This is a genomic window from Brevibacillus sp. DP1.3A, assembly GCF_013284245.2.
Taxonomy (GTDB): domain Bacteria; phylum Bacillota; class Bacilli; order Brevibacillales; family Brevibacillaceae; genus Brevibacillus.
In genome coordinates this window covers 2,714,831-2,731,749 of the sequence record NZ_CP085876.1, presented here as the reverse complement: position 1 = coordinate 2,731,749, position 16,919 = coordinate 2,714,831, and the positions used below count along the sequence as shown (strand labels likewise).

20 protein-coding genes are annotated in these 16,919 nt (G+C 44.8%); 6 read left to right on the top strand and 14 right to left on the bottom strand.

All coding sequences use genetic code 11. From position 1 onward, the window contains the following. The first annotated feature begins 39 nt into the window (after positions 1–39). Positions 40–1,794: a phosphomethylpyrimidine synthase ThiC gene (gene thiC, locus HP399_RS12660; protein WP_173617371.1), complete on the top strand. Its 1,755-nt coding sequence runs from the start codon at positions 40–42 to the stop codon at positions 1,792–1,794. A gap of 15 nt (positions 1,795–1,809) precedes the next feature. Then, positions 1,810–1,980: a hypothetical protein gene (locus HP399_RS12655; protein WP_016743262.1), complete on the top strand. Its 171-nt coding sequence runs from the start codon at positions 1,810–1,812 to the stop codon at positions 1,978–1,980. Positions 1,981–2,028: 48 nt separating this feature from the next. Here HP399_RS12655 and HP399_RS12650 read toward each other — a convergent pair whose 3' ends face one another. From HP399_RS12650 to HP399_RS12620, 7 genes are all read right to left on the bottom strand, one after another. Beyond that, positions 2,029–2,358 carry a DUF1904 family protein gene (locus HP399_RS12650; protein WP_173617370.1) on the bottom strand — a complete coding sequence of 110 codons (330 nt, stop codon included), beginning with the start codon at positions 2,356–2,358 and terminating at the stop codon, positions 2,029–2,031. A gap of 377 nt (positions 2,359–2,735) precedes the next feature. Next, positions 2,736–3,671 (bottom strand): ATP-dependent DNA ligase, encoded by a 936-nt coding sequence (locus HP399_RS12645; RefSeq protein ID WP_173617369.1) that lies wholly within the window; start codon positions 3,669–3,671, stop codon positions 2,736–2,738. Positions 3,672–3,843: 172 nt separating this feature from the next. Continuing rightward, positions 3,844–4,134, bottom strand: coding sequence for a putative quinol monooxygenase (locus tag HP399_RS12640; protein WP_228088509.1), 291 nt, complete (start codon positions 4,132–4,134; stop codon positions 3,844–3,846). A 29-nt stretch (positions 4,135–4,163) separates the two neighbouring features. Beyond that, complete coding sequence (locus HP399_RS12635) at positions 4,164–4,640, bottom strand: RrF2 family transcriptional regulator (protein WP_173617368.1); 477 nt, start codon at positions 4,638–4,640, stop codon at positions 4,164–4,166. Next, positions 4,637–4,879: a DUF896 domain-containing protein gene (locus tag HP399_RS12630; protein ID WP_173617515.1), complete on the bottom strand. Its 243-nt coding sequence runs from the start codon at positions 4,877–4,879 to the stop codon at positions 4,637–4,639. The genes HP399_RS12635 and HP399_RS12630 overlap by 4 nt, the downstream gene beginning before the upstream one ends. 20 nt (positions 4,880–4,899) lie before the next feature. Beyond that, positions 4,900–5,892: an LLM class flavin-dependent oxidoreductase gene (locus tag HP399_RS12625; protein ID WP_173617367.1), complete on the bottom strand. Its 993-nt coding sequence runs from the start codon at positions 5,890–5,892 to the stop codon at positions 4,900–4,902. Positions 5,893–6,052: 160 nt separating this feature from the next. Further along, positions 6,053–6,697 (bottom strand): nitroreductase family protein, encoded by a 645-nt coding sequence (locus HP399_RS12620; RefSeq protein ID WP_173617366.1) that lies wholly within the window; start codon positions 6,695–6,697, stop codon positions 6,053–6,055. 210 nt (positions 6,698–6,907) lie between these two features. Here HP399_RS12620 and HP399_RS12615 point away from each other — a divergent pair, with 210 nt between their 5' ends. Further along, positions 6,908–7,267, top strand: coding sequence for a winged helix-turn-helix transcriptional regulator (locus HP399_RS12615; RefSeq protein WP_173617365.1), 360 nt, complete (start codon positions 6,908–6,910; stop codon positions 7,265–7,267). A gap of 175 nt (positions 7,268–7,442) precedes the next feature. On the opposite strand, the gene HP399_RS12610 is transcribed toward HP399_RS12615, so the two are convergent. From HP399_RS12610 to HP399_RS12595, 4 genes are read right to left on the bottom strand one after another with little or no spacing between them, the layout of a single operon-like run. Continuing rightward, positions 7,443–8,801 carry a GerAB/ArcD/ProY family transporter gene (locus HP399_RS12610; RefSeq protein WP_173617364.1) on the bottom strand — a complete coding sequence of 453 codons (1,359 nt, stop codon included), beginning with the start codon at positions 8,799–8,801 and terminating at the stop codon, positions 7,443–7,445. Positions 8,802–8,813: 12 nt separating this feature from the next. Next, positions 8,814–9,050 (bottom strand): hypothetical protein, encoded by a 237-nt coding sequence (locus HP399_RS12605; RefSeq protein WP_173617363.1) that lies wholly within the window; start codon positions 9,048–9,050, stop codon positions 8,814–8,816. Further along, complete coding sequence (locus HP399_RS12600) at positions 9,043–10,209, bottom strand: Ger(x)C family spore germination protein (protein ID WP_173617362.1); 1,167 nt, start codon at positions 10,207–10,209, stop codon at positions 9,043–9,045. The genes HP399_RS12605 and HP399_RS12600 overlap by 8 nt, the downstream gene beginning before the upstream one ends. After that, a complete protein-coding gene (locus HP399_RS12595; RefSeq protein ID WP_370642711.1) occupies positions 10,206–11,786 on the bottom strand; it encodes a spore germination protein in 1,581 nt (526 codons plus the stop codon). The genes HP399_RS12600 and HP399_RS12595 overlap by 4 nt, the downstream gene beginning before the upstream one ends. A gap of 169 nt (positions 11,787–11,955) precedes the next feature. Here HP399_RS12595 and ligD point away from each other — a divergent pair, with 169 nt between their 5' ends. The 3 genes from ligD to HP399_RS12580 all read left to right on the top strand — a co-directional run bounded on the left by ligD (position 11,956) and on the right by HP399_RS12580 (position 14,093). Next, positions 11,956–12,858: a non-homologous end-joining DNA ligase gene (gene ligD, locus HP399_RS12590; RefSeq protein WP_173617360.1), complete on the top strand. Its 903-nt coding sequence runs from the start codon at positions 11,956–11,958 to the stop codon at positions 12,856–12,858. Positions 12,859–12,931: 73 nt separating this feature from the next. After that, on the top strand, positions 12,932–13,729 hold the full coding sequence (gene lgt / locus HP399_RS12585) for a prolipoprotein diacylglyceryl transferase (RefSeq protein ID WP_173617359.1): 798 nt from the start codon (positions 12,932–12,934) through the stop codon (positions 13,727–13,729). Between the two features lie 103 nt (positions 13,730–13,832). After that, positions 13,833–14,093 (top strand): hypothetical protein, encoded by a 261-nt coding sequence (locus tag HP399_RS12580; protein ID WP_228088508.1) that lies wholly within the window; start codon positions 13,833–13,835, stop codon positions 14,091–14,093. A 70-nt stretch (positions 14,094–14,163) separates the two neighbouring features. On the opposite strand, the gene HP399_RS12575 is transcribed toward HP399_RS12580, so the two are convergent. From HP399_RS12575 to HP399_RS12565, 3 genes are all read right to left on the bottom strand, one after another. Then, positions 14,164–15,183, bottom strand: coding sequence for an inorganic phosphate transporter (locus HP399_RS12575; protein WP_173617358.1), 1,020 nt, complete (start codon positions 15,181–15,183; stop codon positions 14,164–14,166). Next, positions 15,176–15,793, bottom strand: a complete 618-nt coding sequence (locus HP399_RS12570; protein ID WP_007728239.1) for a DUF47 domain-containing protein — start codon at positions 15,791–15,793, stop codon at positions 15,176–15,178. Before HP399_RS12570 ends, HP399_RS12575 begins: the two co-directional genes overlap by 8 nt. Before the next feature lie 159 nt (positions 15,794–15,952). After that, entirely contained in the window at positions 15,953–16,639 is a 687-nt protein-coding gene (locus HP399_RS12565) for a GGDEF domain-containing protein (RefSeq protein WP_173617357.1), read from the bottom strand. Between the last annotated feature and the right edge of the window lie 280 nt (positions 16,640–16,919).

Below are 16,919 nucleotides of genomic sequence, written 5' to 3'. Positions count from 1 at the left end.
TTCTCGCTTTCGTGCAACCAAAACAAGGAGGTTTTTCTTATGTCATTGGTGTCATCTTTTCCAGGCAGTCGCAAAGTATACGAAACAGGTAGTCGCGCGGACATCCGAGTCCCGATGCGCGAGATTTCCCTTCATCCTACCGAAGGATTGTCTGGCTCCACACCCAATCCCCCTCTTCGCGTGTACGATACGAGTGGCGAGTATACCGCAACGGGTTACGTTCCTGACATTGAAGCAGGACTGCCCTCCATCCGCCACAAGTGGATCGATGAGCGAAATGATGCGGAAACGTATGTCGGTCGCGAACCACAACTAGTTGACGACGGCATCCGAAACGAAGAAAAGGCAGCCACCCTCCCTACTTTCCCTCGAGAGGGCTACGAACCAAAACGGGCAAAGCCAGGGAAAAATGTTACCCAGCTTCATTATGCCCGAAAAAATATCATCACACCGGAAATGGAATACGTTGCCATTCGCGAGGGTGTCTCCCCTGAATTTGTGAGGGCAGAAATCGCCGCTGGACGTGCGATCCTCCCTTCTAACGTCAATCATCCTGAAAGCGAGCCGATGATCATTGGCCGCAACTTTCATGTCAAAATCAATGCCAACATCGGAACGTCAGCTGTAAGCTCTTCGATGGAAGAAGAAGTTGAAAAAATGATTTGGTCGGTCCGTTGGGGTGCCGACACCATTATGGACCTTTCCACGGGAAAACATATCCACACCACACGGGAGTGGATTATCCGCAACAGTCCCGTTCCAGTCGGTACCGTCCCGATTTATCAAGCACTTGAAAAAGTAAATGGGAAAGCCGAGGATTTGACATGGGAGGTTTACCGAGACACCTTGATTGAGCAAGCAGAACAAGGCGTTGATTACTTCACGATTCATGCTGGTGTTCTATTGCGCTACATTCCTATGACAGCTAACCGTGTTACCGGTATCGTCTCTCGCGGTGGATCGATTTTGGCCGCATGGTGCCTGGCCCATCATGAGGAAAACTTCTTGTATACGCATTTCGCTGAAATTTGCGAAATTCTGAAGGCCTATGACATTTGTGTATCCCTCGGAGATGGACTACGTCCTGGCTCTATCGCGGATGCGAATGACGAGGCGCAGTTCGCAGAGCTTGAAACATTGGGAGAACTCACAAAAATTGCGTGGGAACACGACGTACAAGTCATGATTGAAGGCCCCGGTCACGTCCCGATGCATCTCATTCGCGAAAATATGGATAAACAGTTGTCCATTTGCCATGAGGCTCCTTTTTACACACTTGGACCACTCACGACCGACATCGCTCCCGGCTATGATCACATTACTTCAGCGATTGGCGCCGCCATGATTGGATGGTTCGGAACAGCGATGCTCTGCTACGTAACGCCCAAGGAGCACCTCGGCTTACCCAATAAGGAGGATGTCCGCAACGGTTTAATCGCATACAAAATCGCAGCGCATGCCGCTGATCTCGCAAAAGGACATCCGCGGGCAAAACAACGAGACGACGCCTTATCCAAAGCTCGTTTTGATTTTCGCTGGAACGATCAATTTAATTTGTCTCTGGACCCAGAGCGCGCCCGCGAATATCACGACGAAACATTGCCAGCAGAAGCCGCCAAGTCCGCTCATTTTTGTTCCATGTGCGGACCTAAATTTTGCAGCATGAAAATATCGCACGACATTCGTCACATCGCCAATGAACAAGGGTCTGCCCAAGTTCCCACCATTCTTGCAGGGATGCAGGAAAAATCCCGTGAGTTCCGCGAACAAGGAAGCCGTTTGTACCAGTCGTAATGAAGGGGGATGCCTATGGAGGAAGCCAGTCGTTTACGAGAAAAGATCATTCGATTAGAGGCTGAGCTAGAGCAATCTAAACAACAATTGCGGCTGATTCAACAGGACTGCAGCCACGTCTATATCGAAACTCCACTTACGCGAACATGCTCCAAGTGCCTGCAAACCGAAAGCCTCTACTATTAATAGAAAAAGGTCGAAATCCCGTTGGAGGATCTCGACCTTTTTTCTTGCTTATTTCGTCATTCCGACTTGCAACGGAAGTCCTTCTTTATAATAGAGAGAAGGCGATAGCAGAATGAAGAAAATATGGACATGTAGAAAGCCTTGGTTCTTCAAAATGCCGTGTATGGCACTAGCAATCGCGTCATGTTGCTTTTGTTCACGCGGAAACATCATGATCTCTACAGACAAAGGACTGTTCGTCAATTGATCTACCTGAAGCAGCTCCAATTTCACCTTTTCCTGAGCGACCTCAGCAATTTTGGAAAACTCTTCTATAAGAATCTGAGAAATGGGCTCTATGTCTTGCTTCGCAAAGCCTTTAAACCGAAGAAACGGCAAGTCAATTCCTTCTTTCGTAAATAAGTTCGCACAGTCATTATAAACAAGTCTCTAATTATATATCAATGAAAAAAGGATTAAAGAAACACAAACATTCCCAACCCGAGCGAGACACAAAGAGGGCCATATCAGAGAGTAGCTTCCTTCCCATGAGGTGTGGTGGACGTACCACGGAAGGAGGAAGCAGCTCAACCAGATACAGCCCAATGCGCTAACCCATCAATTACTTTAGATACAAGTAGTATAGCTCGAATTCAATACTTAATCAATAAAAAAGTTTCGTAAAATTCCTACAAATACCCATGCGACTTCATTATTTTAAGCTGTTTTTAGAAATTTCAAATAGAGGACATCCCTCGATTCATGAGGGATGTTGTTCACTCCAGCACACATTGATCAGTAGGTATATCAACAATTGCTTGTATGCTTGGTTGTCGTAACGTATAACCCTCTGTCCATTCTGCGAAGTTCACTTTCACAGTAACATTTGGTTGTAGCCAAATCGCTCCTCTATTCCTTTCGGGTTTGTTAAAGAAGGGCATATCCTTTTGTATGAGTGGCACGATCCTCTCTGTTAGTGCCATCCAATCGTTCCGCGTTAATCTCCCTGCCCCTGCATGTCCAATATAAAGTAACCTACCTTCTGAATCGTATAGCCCCAACAGTACTGCGTTTACGATGTTGTCTCGTATCGTTACTCCTCCTACAACCGCTACGATATCCCGATAGTATTTTTTCTTTTGCCATTGTTTTTCTTTACGCCCAATAACATATTTGCTGTTTAGATCTTTCATGATAATGCCTTCCATGCCTTGTTGCTGAATGACAGTAAACAACGCTTTTCCATTATCGTGGTTGGAAACTAATTGGATATGGTCATTCGTCACGATTATTTCTTGTAGGATATGAATCCTTTCTTTCAATGAACGCAGATTGATCCACTGCTCGTCGAAAAAGATGACATCAAAAATCATATATGTAATAGGAACTTCTTTTCGCACATGGCTAACTTTCTCCAAACGTCTTATTCCATCCCGTCGCATCACTTCATGAAACGATGGTTTTCCGTCCGGTCCTAATGCAATAATTTCTCCATCTACTATGACAGATCGAGCTTTGCAGTACGAATGAATGTCTGCTACTTCAGGAAAATGAAAAGTCCGTTCATTTAACCGACGATTAAATAATCTCGTTTGATGACCATCAAAGTAGGTCAGTATCCGGACACCATCCCACTTCACTTGGGCAATCCAGTCTGATCCTTGAGGAATTACGTCACATAATATTGGCTCCATCGGAATGATTGGATGCATGGTTCACCTCAGGTCAATAAAATACCCTCAATCGTTCGAAGGTTCTTCCTACTATTATGCTAGATCAGGGGATATATCATACCAAGTGGACTTAGGCGGGAATCATTCTTCTACCAATTCATTCCAACCCAACAAGTCATTCACGATGGAGTCCAGCTCATTACGTAATGGATTACTCGACCACATATAAATGATCCGTGACAGATTCAATCATTGGTCCAATGTCTTTGAGCATGTCACGATAACTTCCGCTATTTTTCATCGTCTCCAACGCCTCCTTCTCTCTCCAGATACTTACGACACCAAAAAAGGGATTGTCCGTTTCTAAGCTAGGCTCCATGAAATATACATCTACACTTCCTGCGGCTTTATTGAGAGGAACAAGTACATTTCGCCCTATTTGCCTCAGTTGCTCCTCCATTCCCTCTTTACTACTGATTGTCACCACTCGAACAAACATCATCGTTCCTCCTTATCTAATTAATTATCTAGTTAACGAATCGTGCTTTTTAACCAAGAATCCAGCTTCGTCAAATCATCAGCCGAGCAGGTTTCGTTTAGTTCGCTGTGTAAAGAAGCGATAGATTGGCGTTTTAATACAGCCTGCCAAGCACGCTCCGCTTCATCCATGACATCAGATAACAAGCAGGCGTTGTTATCCTTTAACTGTAGCATCCCTTCAAAGATACCCGTCGAACGATAAAGAGATTTCACACCTTCTACTGCCATGTACACATCATAAATGGTTATGTCGTCTGGTGAAGCTTGCAGTCGAAAGCCTCCTTTTGCACCTGGCACAGACAGAACAATCCCTGCCTGTACAAGTTTTCTCATTAACTTTTGCAAATAAGTTGGAGAGACGTGGAGCTGTTGACTTAGAGCTTCACCAGATAACATCGCCTGTCTAGGTAGTCGAGTTAGCACCAGAAGAGCATAAACGGCCTGTTCGACGCCAGACTTCATATTCATGCTTCATCCTCTGTATTGAACATCTGATTTTGTTGGGCGATTTTCAATTTTTCGGGCGTTACATCATTACCCAGCGGGTCTAAGATCGTTAGCCCTGAAAATGTGTGCAAAACTTGCCCGCGGATAATTTGCAGATATTCTTGACGAAGCTGTTGTTGTTCTTCCTTTTCTTTTTTGGTTAAACCATCTTCGCGTTGTTTTTTCGATAAGCTATTCATTCGTTCTAAAAATGGGATCATCATTTTTTCCACCTTTCTATTTATAGAAGTTCCTTTGCAAGCAAACGGTAAGACTGTAGTCTCGCCTCATGGCTATGACTGATTGTTCCAAGTACGGCTTCCGTGATCCCGTATTTTTCATCGTGCTCACGTAGTGTATCAGCAACATCTTTTGCACTTCCCACCAGGAAACGATTGCGGTTGTGTTCGATCTGCATTTTGTCCATTTCGGTATAGGAATAATTCAATGCTTCTTCTGGTGTGAAGATTTGAAACGGCATGCCTTTATCCAGAAACAGCAAATTCAGATCCAGGCTCGCTGCGTGATATTCAGCTTCCTCCGTTGTTTCCGCCGCCATCACAAAATAGCCAACATTGATTTTGGGAGCAGGCATAAACTCTGAGGGTGTGAAGTTCGTGCGATACGCTTCGAGCATTGGAGACTCTAATTGTCCACTGATGAACTGGGCAAATGAATACCCGATACCGAATCTTCCTGCCTGTGCAGCGCTGCTTCCACTTGATCCTAGTAGCCAAACCTCAGGAAGTGGAGCGTCTACTGGTGCTGCCAATGTGCGGCTGTACACATGATCTTCAGGCATCGTATCTGTCATAAACATCATGGTTTCCATCAGCTTATCGTACTGGTTAAGCAGATTCGGTTGTCTTCCTTCATGCAGGGCAAGCGTGGAGAACCGATCTCCCCCTGGAGCACGACCGACACCAAAATCAATTCGATTAGGATACAGCGTTGATAACGTTTTAAAAACTTCGGCCATTTTTAATGGAGAATAATGCATCAGCATAATTCCACCGGAGCCAACACGAATGTTGTTTGTTACAGATGCAATGTGTGCAATCATGATCTCAGGAGAGGCGCTTGCCAAGTTTGTAGCCCCATGATGCTCTGAGTACCAAATTCTGTTATACCCCATATCATCCACAAGCTTCGCCAGCTCAATGGTATTTTGAAAGGTTTGCGCTGAAGTTTGACCGTTAGATGTAGGTGTTTGATCCAAAACACTTAGTTTCATAGTTAGACCTTCTTTCGTCGTGAATAAGGATATTTAATATCTGTGATTTTGTTTTATAGAGAGGCGACAGATACAAGATCTATCGAAAATGCATGTTTTCAGGGAAGACGCCACATGATCAAGCATGTGATGATATGTGGCGGAACATCCATCCTACCAATTACTTGCCATTCCAGTACGTCACTTCATCAACACTCAAGCGTACAGTCGGGAACCCTGGTTGTGTAGCTTTCCCTACAGGAATCATCAGAACGTTCACCCAGTTATCTGGAACATCGAAGATTTTTCGGAACTCTTCTGTGTTATAACCAAGCATTGGCACAGTGTCGTAACCTCTTGCCTTTGCCGCGAGCATCAATTGCATCGCAACAAGTCCTCCATCAAGGTGCTGCCATTCTCTCCATACTTGTTCACTCACCGTACCGTAGTACCCTTTCACACTTTCGTTAATTCTGTTTTTCACTTCTTCTGGCATGAAACCGGCTTCCACTGCTCTTTGATTGATTTTTTCCGCGTTCTCTACTGTATAGGCGTTCATATCTCCTAATACGACAATGACCGCGGATGCATCAACCACTTGTTGTTGTCCCAGTGCCGTAGGAAGCAGTTTTTCCTTGAGTGCTTTCTCTGTAAAGACCATAAAACGCCAAGGATTCAGATTCGTACCACTTGGAGCGAGAATCGCCTCTCCGATGAGTTCTTTGATTTCTTCCTCTGAGATTGTATAAGAAGGATCAAAAGTCCGAACAGAACGACGCTCTCGAATGACGTCATAAAAATTTGCTGTGCGATTTGCAGTTTTCATAGTAGCAGTACCTCCTAAATATTTTATGCAGGATACTTCTATGGGTATAATGGTTACAGTCCTTATCACGATCCCGCATTACTTGGTAACGAACCCTATTATGCAAGGGATAGGAAACATTGAAAAGTACGCACTTTTACGTACTATAGGAACGCCAACGTGCTATAGGTACGTCAACGTACCTGTATATTTTTAAAGGAGTTAAAGAAAATGAAACAGTACAACAACAGGCTGGAAGTCGTTTTAGAAGTGATTGGTGGAAAGTGGAAGGCTCATATTTTATATCACTTAACCAGGGGACCGATCCGAACAGGGGAATTAAAACGATTAGTAACGGGGATTTCACAAAAAATGCTCACGGTACAATTAAAAGAGCTTGAAAGAGATGGCTTGATCACCCGAAAAACATACGATCAAGTACCGCCAAGAGTTGAATACGCCCTGACCGAATATGGGGAATCATTAAAAGAAGTCTTACAAGTACTATGTAAATGGGGCGGAGACTATCTAAAGCATCGGTATCCGAATGGTGAAGTTTCCGTTAAAAATCAGGATGATATTATTGGATGACCATACCTTAGTCACATATTTCGTTGAAAAATCAAGGTATATGGTTCTCATCCATTACAAAAAGGCAGCTGAGTCAAAGACTAAAAAGTCTTTACTGTCACTGCCTTTATTTAACGATGTATGAATGGTAGCTTTGACTTGGAAATTCGTAGGCACACCCCCTCTACTTTCGATCTCATTGTCGAAACGATCCAGCCTGTTTTGCCCTCCCCAGCTTTTGTTTTCCATGATTAAGAGCCTGCATCTCCCCGTAGCTCGTCAACAGCGCTATCAGTAAGAGGGCAATAAACACAATAGCTGTCGCAACCCCTCCGACTGCTGATTTGTCCTTAAAAAAGTCCCCAATCAAAATCACGATCACACATCCACTCAAACAGACTGTCGTGATCCACACCATCGACCGGTAAAATCGATAAAGCTTCGTTCCTTCGGGTATGAGGCTTTGCTCTCTTCCTTTGTTCTTTCTCCTTACGTGAATGAGCAAAAAGATCGCCAACGGGAATTGAAAGACGAGCACGATCAACGGCAAGCTATAACTAATAAATTGATCGATATGCGCTACATTTGGAAACGCAAATATGGACGATACAACGATAAACCATCCACACGGAGCATTGAATGTATTGTAATGCCGCTGTCCCCCAAATGATCCCACCCCCACTAAAAATGCCAAGTAAGCGACAATGACTTTGATTGTGAAAGCGGGGAACCAAACACTAAAGAGGATCATTTCGACCCTGTCCAAAAAATCTGTGACGTGGATTTGCTGGACGAGAATATAGATAGGGAAATTCAGTCGACTGGCGATCATGAAACCCATCACCCCGAGCAAGACGAGCAACATAATCGTCGTCCCAAAGCCAACAATGATGACCCCGTGCTTCATCGCAGCAAAAAATAGTCGCGGCTCTACAATGGCATGTAAGAATGCCCCAATGAGAAAAATATCACCATATACACCCACTGGTAAAAAGTTGCTGACCACGATTCGATCCAAGCTAGTGGTCAAGATTGGTTCCAATCGCTCAACGTTGTATTCATTAACCAGCAGGAAATAGAGCGAAATGCACATGATGAAATAAAGAGGAAAATAAAACTCATTTACCCGTGCCGCCACCTCAAGACTCGTTTTGCCATAGTACATCATCAGTAAGACGAAGACGAGTAAGATGACCTCCAATGGCGTGGTTGGCAATAAGGAGATATGTAAAAAATCAGCAGCCCCTTTAATATCGATCGCCAGGATGATCCAAATGTAAAACAAAATGAGTAGATTGATAGCTCCACCAATCCACTTCCCACCAATGATAAACAAGATTTCAAAGATATTTTTCCCGGGGTATGCTTCAACCAGCCCACTCAAAACGTAGGCGATAAAAAGCGCATAAAAGATGGGTAAAATTTGAGAGAACCAAGCATCCATCCTTGCTACATGAACGACAGACCGCAAGAAACTGATCATCATTCCTGTCATCAAGACACTACCGACCAGCCAGGCAATTTGTCGATGATTGACAACTTGCTTGTGAATCATACTTGGGCCTCCTTATACGAACTGATCCACCCACCACTTCACATGAGGAGATAGAAAGTTCATCAAATTACTCGTGGGTAACACTTGATAATACTGGAATTGCAAAGCAATCAGACAAAGAATGGTTAAAACGTAGAAAATAGCAATGACTCGCTGCTGTCTCCCGTCCATTGCTTTTCGCTTCATGATGAATTCTCCAAACGAAAGTACCAACATAGAGATAAAAAAGATCAAAAATATTCTATTCATGATCATCTTCACCTTGGGTTATATTTTTCGTTGTCTGTCCGAAATTGGCCATGTGCACTTTGGATCGGATTTCATATGTGATTTTCGGAAGCTCCTTATTCCACCTGTTCCGATATCGGTCTCGCCACTCTCGCGGATAATTCCTCGACAATGCGATTCCTAACCCAATGAAGTCTGATTGTTTCTGTTGGATCGTTTTCATCATATGATTCACACCGCTATTGATTTGCTCGACGAGCTTTGTTTGCAGCATTCTAATATTTTTCTCTTCCTCGAGATCGAGGGTTGACAGATTCTCCACCACCACAGCAGAAGCGTAGAGATCAATTTTGAAATGAATGTGGCCTTTCCTGATCACAGGCTTGATACTCGCCCTTCCTTTCGAAAGAGTTATCGTAAGCCGTTCGTGCTTGTTAAGGGACTCCACAACAGAAAACGGAGTAAAATCGCGTTGGAACAATCGCAAGCCGAGCAGTTCTTTGGGCTTCGCGATGGATACGAGCTTGTCCTGTCGAAATAAGCCTACCCCCGTCGCCTCTATTTCTTTTGACTTTCCTTTCGGATGGGAATCCACTGCTGCCAGAACGGGTAAAATGGCATCAACCCCTGGTGTACCGAGCATCTGGGCTACATCCTTCAACGTTACCGTAATGCCCCCCATCTTGACCAACTCACGCATCGCTTCTCCCGAAAAACGTTCAAATTGCGGCTGTGCGGTTAGTAATTCGATTCCTTTGCCTTTTGTCATGACAATGTAAGCTGTCAGTCTGTTTTCCGGAAAGCGCGACACAATATCCAGCACATCCGACATTCCGTCCTTCGCCAGTTCTTCGCCTATGACGATCATCCGGTGATGGGAGTAGTAAATTTCTCGAGACATTCTTGCTTGGATCAATCCATTCGCTTCCCGAATTGTCCTGCCTACTGCGGAATCAACGTAATAACTCTTATCACCACTCGTCCCACCACCACCTCCGGACTGGGCGCCTAGGCTACTGACCAGGGGGACCTGAATGGATAACCGATACCTGCCGTCTGGTTCCTTATCCATCGCCATTGCAATGACGATGGCCATATCATTTACTTCACGGCGATCCCAACATCCAGATACTAGGAACATACAGAGCGACACCACCAATATGCGGGTCACAGCCTTCACGATTGTCCCTCCTCATTTGGATGACGGTTGCCTGTCACTCCTGATTGCCCTCCTCTTTGCTGAATAGAATTAGCAAAACCATCGCTCATACGCCTTGCATTTTGAACTCCCAAAAAGCTTGGGCGTTTTTCCATCATCGACCACGGAGCCCTCATTAGTACGTCTTTTAGATCGCCGATCGACATCGGTCCTAGCGGCGATAAATAAGGGACACCAAAAGAGCGCAGGTTGGCCATATGACCGAGGATGAGTAATAACGCTACTAGCATTCCATAGATGCCGAGGATCGAAGCCGCAATCATGATCGGAAAACGCAGCATTCGCAATGAAATCGATGCATTAAAATGCGGGATGGTAAATGAGGCAATCCCTGTGAGCGATACGACGATAACCATGGGGGCAGAAACAATCCCTGCCTGCACCGCTGCCTGACCAACGACCAGCGCACCTAAAATACTGACGGCTTGTCCGACCGTTTTCGGGAGACGAATCCCCGCTTCTCGCAAGGCTTCAAAAGAAATTTCCATGATAAAAGCCTCCACAATAGCAGGAAAAGGAATGGACTCGCGCGCAGCCGCAATACTTAAAAGGAGCGTGGTCGGTAGCATCTGTTGGTGATAAGTCGTAATGGCCACATATAAAGCAGGGGTAATGAGCGAAATGATGAGAAATACGTAACGCAGCAGTCGAACTAGGGTAGCCATTTGAAATCGCTCGTAATAATCCTCGCTGGCCTGCATCATCATCCAAAACGTAACAGGCACGATCAAAACCATCGGTGTCCCATCCACAAATATCGCGACACGTCCCTCCAGCAATGCCGCTGCAACCGTGTCTGGGCGCTCGGAATACATAACCTGAGGGAAAGGCGAGTACGTGTTATCCTGGATCATCTCTTCGATATATCCACTTTCCAGCACAGCATCCATATTGATCTTGCTGATTCGACCAGTGACCTCCTGTACGATCTCTGGATCAGCAATCCCATCAAGAAAGGCAACCACCAGATTGGTGTTCGTCTCACGTCCAACTACCAAGGACTTCATTTTCAAACGAGGTGTTCGCAATTTGCGCCGCAGCATCGACGTGTTCGTGCGAATATTTTCGATAAAGCCTTCACGCGGCCCACGTACGACCGCTTCTCCTTCTGGTTCGTTAACGGAGCGTTTTTCTGCTCCACGAATGCCGAGCGTGAGCGCTTCTGTATTTCCCTCAACAAGAATGCCTGTATCACCTGAAAGCACAGCTTGTAGCAGCTTTTTATAATCGTCTACTCTTCCCATCTGGGAAACGGGCAAAAGTGACTCTTCAATCACTTTTATATCTTCATCGCCGTCTTCAAGCACCATTAGCGATTTCAGTGCAGAATTGACCTCTTTCGTATCAATTAGCCCATCAACGAAGACAGCAATCCCACGGACACTGTTTTTTTGACGGAATTCTCGTATGACAAAATCAGAGCAATCAGCGAACATTTTTTTCAAAAGATCAATGTTCTGTTCCAATTGAGGCGAAATCGGTATACCCTCCAGCTCGATTAAGCTACAGGCATTCATTGTCTCAATCAGTTCTTGCATTTTATCTTTCTTCTTGAATTCCATTTCATCACCAACCACTGGAAAGCTACCCGTATTATGGTTGATTGGCAGGAAATATATGCAAAGTGGTTTTCCTTTTACATAGAGAAACACGGATGGGAGATAGTAGGAACACCTACTACCTTTTAAAAAGAAGGTGAAAACATTATTGCGTCCTGCAACAAAAGAGTACGAGCTGACGATTGACAATCACATATTGTCCATTACAAATCCTGACAAGCCTCTATGGCCACAGGCCAAGGTAACCAAGCTAGATTACTTGCGCTATTTGCTGATTGTCGCAGCCCCACTTCTGCGGTATAGCAAGGATCGGCTGTTAACCGTCATTCGCTACCCTCACGGAGTTGGCGACAAGCACTTCTATCAAAAAAACGCCCCTGACTATGCGCCTGACTGGATACAAACGCATACGTGGGAAAATGTTCGTTACGTACTGTGCAATGATCGGGCGACACTCGTGTGGATGGCAAATCAAGCAGCATTGGAGTGGCACGTCTCCTTTCACCTCGCCAAGGATGAGACTCCGACAGAGCTCGTATTTGACCTTGACCCTTCTACAGACGATTTTGCTGTTGTGATAGAGTCTGCCCTCTTGTTGAAACAGCTGCTCGATGAATTACAGCTGCCTTCATGGGTCAAAACATCTGGTTCCAGTGGCTTGCAAATATACGTTCCGATTGAACTCCGCTATACCTTTGAACAGACACGCCTGGTCGGACATTTCATCGCATCCTATTTAGTCAGCAAGCATCCCTCACTTTTAACCATCGAGCGACTAGTGAAGAATCGGGGAGATAAGCTGTACATTGACTATTTGCAACACTGGCGGGGGAAAACATTACCAGCCCCTTATTCAACCCGTGCAAAAGAACAGGCAACCGTATCAACACCACTCCTGTGGGAGGAGGTTCCTCATTCTCATCCCACAGACTTCACCGTTTATACAGTGCCCAAACGACTGGAAACATTCGGAGATTTATTCTCATCCGTATCTGCTCCAATGAAACGAGCCTCCCTTGATGCCATCCTCGGCTTTTTGCAGTCCCAGTAAGCCATTAGTTGGAATCCAGCAGCCTATTTGTGCTATACTTGGCACAGATGTTTTGAGGCAAGGAGGCACATTCATGATTGATCCGATCGCAATTGCAATCGGCCCCTTAAAGATTCACTGGTATGGCATTATTATGGGGCTGGCGTTTTTCTTGGGTACTTATCTCGCGCGCTACAATTCCAAACGTTCTGGCATTGATCCTGATCACGTCTTGAACATGGTGGTTCTGATCATTCCAGCAGCCATCGTTTGTGCAAGATTGTATTATGTAACGTTTGAATGGGAGCAGTACGAAGACAATCCACTGGACATCTTCGCAGTTTGGCAAGGCGGCTTGGCTATTCACGGTGGATTAATCGGTGGTGTTCTGGCAGGAAGCTGGTATATTCGAAAACATAATCTGCCGTTCCTTCGTTTGGCTGACATTTTTATGCCGAGTGTCATTTTGGGTCAAGCCATCGGACGTTGGGGAAACTTTATCAACCAGGAAGCGCACGGTGGTCCCGTCTCTGCTGAGTTTATGGAAAAGTTCCCCGCATTCATCCGCGAACAAATGTTTATCGGCGGACAATATTACCACCCTACGTTTTTGTATGAATCGATCTGGAACCTTTTCGTTTTCGCCGTTCTCATGTTCATGCTGTACCGATTCAAAAAATTCGACGGACAGGTCTTGTTCAGCTACATGATCCTGTATTCACTCGGTCGCTTCTACATTGAGGGAATGCGTACAGACAGCTTGTTAATAGCAGATACTCTGCGTGTCGCTCAATTAGTCAGTCTGTGCTTAATTGCTGCTGGTGTCATCCTGATGCTCGTGTTTGCACGCAAAAACAAGCAGACAGGACATTCCCAAAACTCGATTGAATAACGTTAATATGCCATAGCCATTACCACTTAGGTCAGTCCGACTGGGTGGTTTTTTCTTTACCTTGTCTGAATTGTCGCAATGCAGGCAATAACTAGGAGAAAGAATGAAAAAGGTGGGGAATCAGATGGATGATGGAATTTTAGAAGAGTATCTCGATCGCTACGTACGTATTCATTTTGCTCCTGATATGATCGGTCAAGGATTATCCGCATACGCAGAAGGCAAATTGTATGATTACAGCCCAAATGGGATTTTAATTGAAGAACGGGATGGCTCACTGGACTATATCCCATTCTCTGCCGTACGCCTCGTGCAAATTAAACCCAAGCCTGGTTTATGGGAGCGTTTAACTGGGTCAAGTTAATGAAAAAGACACCTTCCCGCGTTCTCTACACGGAAAGGTGTCTGGTTGTGTGTTATATAAAGATGTAGCTCTACAGGAATACGTCATACACGACGTAGCATGCAGCAGCCAAAAGTCCTGTAATCGGAAGGGTAATGACCCAAGTGACCAAAATTCGGCCAGCCAAGCCCCATTTTACTGCGTTCAGCTTTTGCGATGCCCCAACCCCCAAGATGGCGGATGTGATCACGTGCGTTGTGCTCACCGGCAGTTTCAAAGCTGTAAAGATTGTGATAATCAAGGCAGAAGACAGGTCTGCTGAGAAACCGGAAATTGGCTTGATTTTCATAATCTTACCACCCAAGGTCTTGATGATACGCCATCCACCAAAAGCTGTACCTAAAGCCATTGCAATAGCAGCTGAGAGTTTTACCCACAGTGGAATGACGAATTCGCCCGGTTCTTGTATCAAGAATCCTCCAGAAATCAGAGCAAGGGTGATTACGCCCATTGTTTTTTGCGCATCGTTGGCTCCATGGCTGAAGGCCTGCCAAGCTGCTGACACGACTTGCATCGAACGGAAATTTCGATTGGTTTTGTGGTACGCTGAGTTACGAACAAACCAAGACACAAGCTTGATCACGACAAAACCAACAGCAAAGGCAACAAGCGGTGATACGATCAACGCTTGGATAATGCTAATGAAGCCTGACCAGTTAATGGCACCACTTCCTGCGGCACCAAAAGCAGCACCTGCAACACCGCCGATAATCGCGTGCGAGGACGAACTAGGAATTCCGAACCACCAGGTGATTAGGTTCCACAAAATCGCAGATGTCAACGCGGCCAAAACGACGACCAATCCATTTTCCAGCTTGAATGGATCGGTAATGCCTCCCCCGATTGTCTTCGCTACACCTGTATACGAAAGTGCACCAAGCAAGTTACACAGGGATGCAATAATAATCGCGGTTTTCGGACTTAATGCACGCGTCGAAACAGAAGTCGCAATTGCATTCGCTGTATCGTGAAAACCATTGATAAAGTCAAAAGCTAGCGCCATGATGACGACGAGTACCAGAATAAGCAACTCTGGCGAAAGATCAGGCATTCTTTAACACGATCCCTTCTACCAGGTTGGAGACGTCCTCAGCGAAGTCAGCACAGTCTTCGAGCTTATCGTAAATCTCTTTGAGTTTGATAGCCTCCATTGGGTTGGTATCAGGAGAGTTCAACAAATCAGATACCATTTTGCGGTAGTTGGAGTCAGATTCATGCTCCAAATCTTTAATTTCCCCAGCGATTTGTGTAACGACTTTATGATCCAGCTTGCGCAGTGTGCGAATCAGCTCGATCAGCTTTGCCGAGCATTTCACCAAAATATTGGCTTGTGCCAGTACACGTGGATCTGGTTGAGTCACTTGGTACAAATACATACGATCAGCGACACCGTCAATGTAGTCGATCATCGAGTCCATCGTATGAGCGAGTTGGTGAATGTCTTCACGCTCAAGCGGAGTGATAAAAGTGGAGTTTAACTCGTTCATGATGCGACGAACGATCTCGTCTCCTTCTTTCTCGACAGCCTTGATTGCCTTAACCTTTGTTTCTAGATCTTGATAGTTTCCTATCATTTCATAGAAAAGATGAGTTCCTTTGTGCACAGTGGCAATCTGCTGCTCGAACAGATCAAAGAAGATATACTTGTTTGATTTCAACATACGGGACTTCTTCACTCCTTTGAATAAATGACACCTAACAGATTATATCGAAAGTTATTGTTTCCGTAAATTTAAAATCAAGGTCAAGTGTGTATATTTTTCTTTAAGGAATTATTAAGTTTTTGTAAATGCCCTTTACAATCAAAAAAAACACCCGTGTCAAGAGAGATGACGAGTGTTATTCTTGCCAATATTTATCTTTTCATTCGAAGCGACCATCATGCAATCTTTCCTCTTTTTCGCTTCATACATCAGCATATCTGCTATTTTCGCTAACTCTTCCGCTGTTGAAGCATGGTGAGGGTACGAGGCTACTCCGATGCTGACCGTGACACCTGAAAGAGCGTGCCTCACTTGATTTTGAATACGTTCTCCAATTGCCAGTCCTCTTATTGTGTCTGTATGCGTTAACAAAACGACGAATTCTTCCCCACCCCATCTTCCAACCGTATCTTGTTTGCGTACACTTGCTTGCAAGAGTCTTGCAAATTGGCAAAGGATTCGGTCGCCTTCCAAATGGCCATATGAATCATTGAATATTTTGAAATTATCCAAATCAATAAACAATAAAGTAACAGATTGATGATTGCTTTTTGCCAACTCTACTTCTTCAACCAACTTGTCATGAAATCTGCGATTGACGAGAACGCCTGTAAGTGAATCGTGATAAGCCATCTGCCGCAACTGATCTACATATTTCCCTATTTGATAGGCAGCAAGCGACTGAATGATAGCCACAAGTAAAAGAAAGACAACCATACTCTCATCCGTAGGCAATCCGTATCCGATCAGCCAAACCGAGATGATCACACAGGACACACCCAAGCTAATCCAACGTGAGCCCAAAGCACACTACCCCCGATCTATCCGATGTTACCCTCTTCCAATTCGGACATTAGACCTACCTAACGAATTTTTAGTAGGTCTTTTTTCACATAACCAGGAATATTTTACCTATCTTTTTTTGTAAGTTCAAGCAAAACCACGAAACTGTCACTTATTCATTCAAGCGAATCTTGGAAAAATCCTGACAACCAGCCTTTGGTCTATACACATGCTGTAACATGAATTGGAACCAATTGGAAGGGATAAGCTAATGGCTAATAATGACAGACGGGAGTGAATG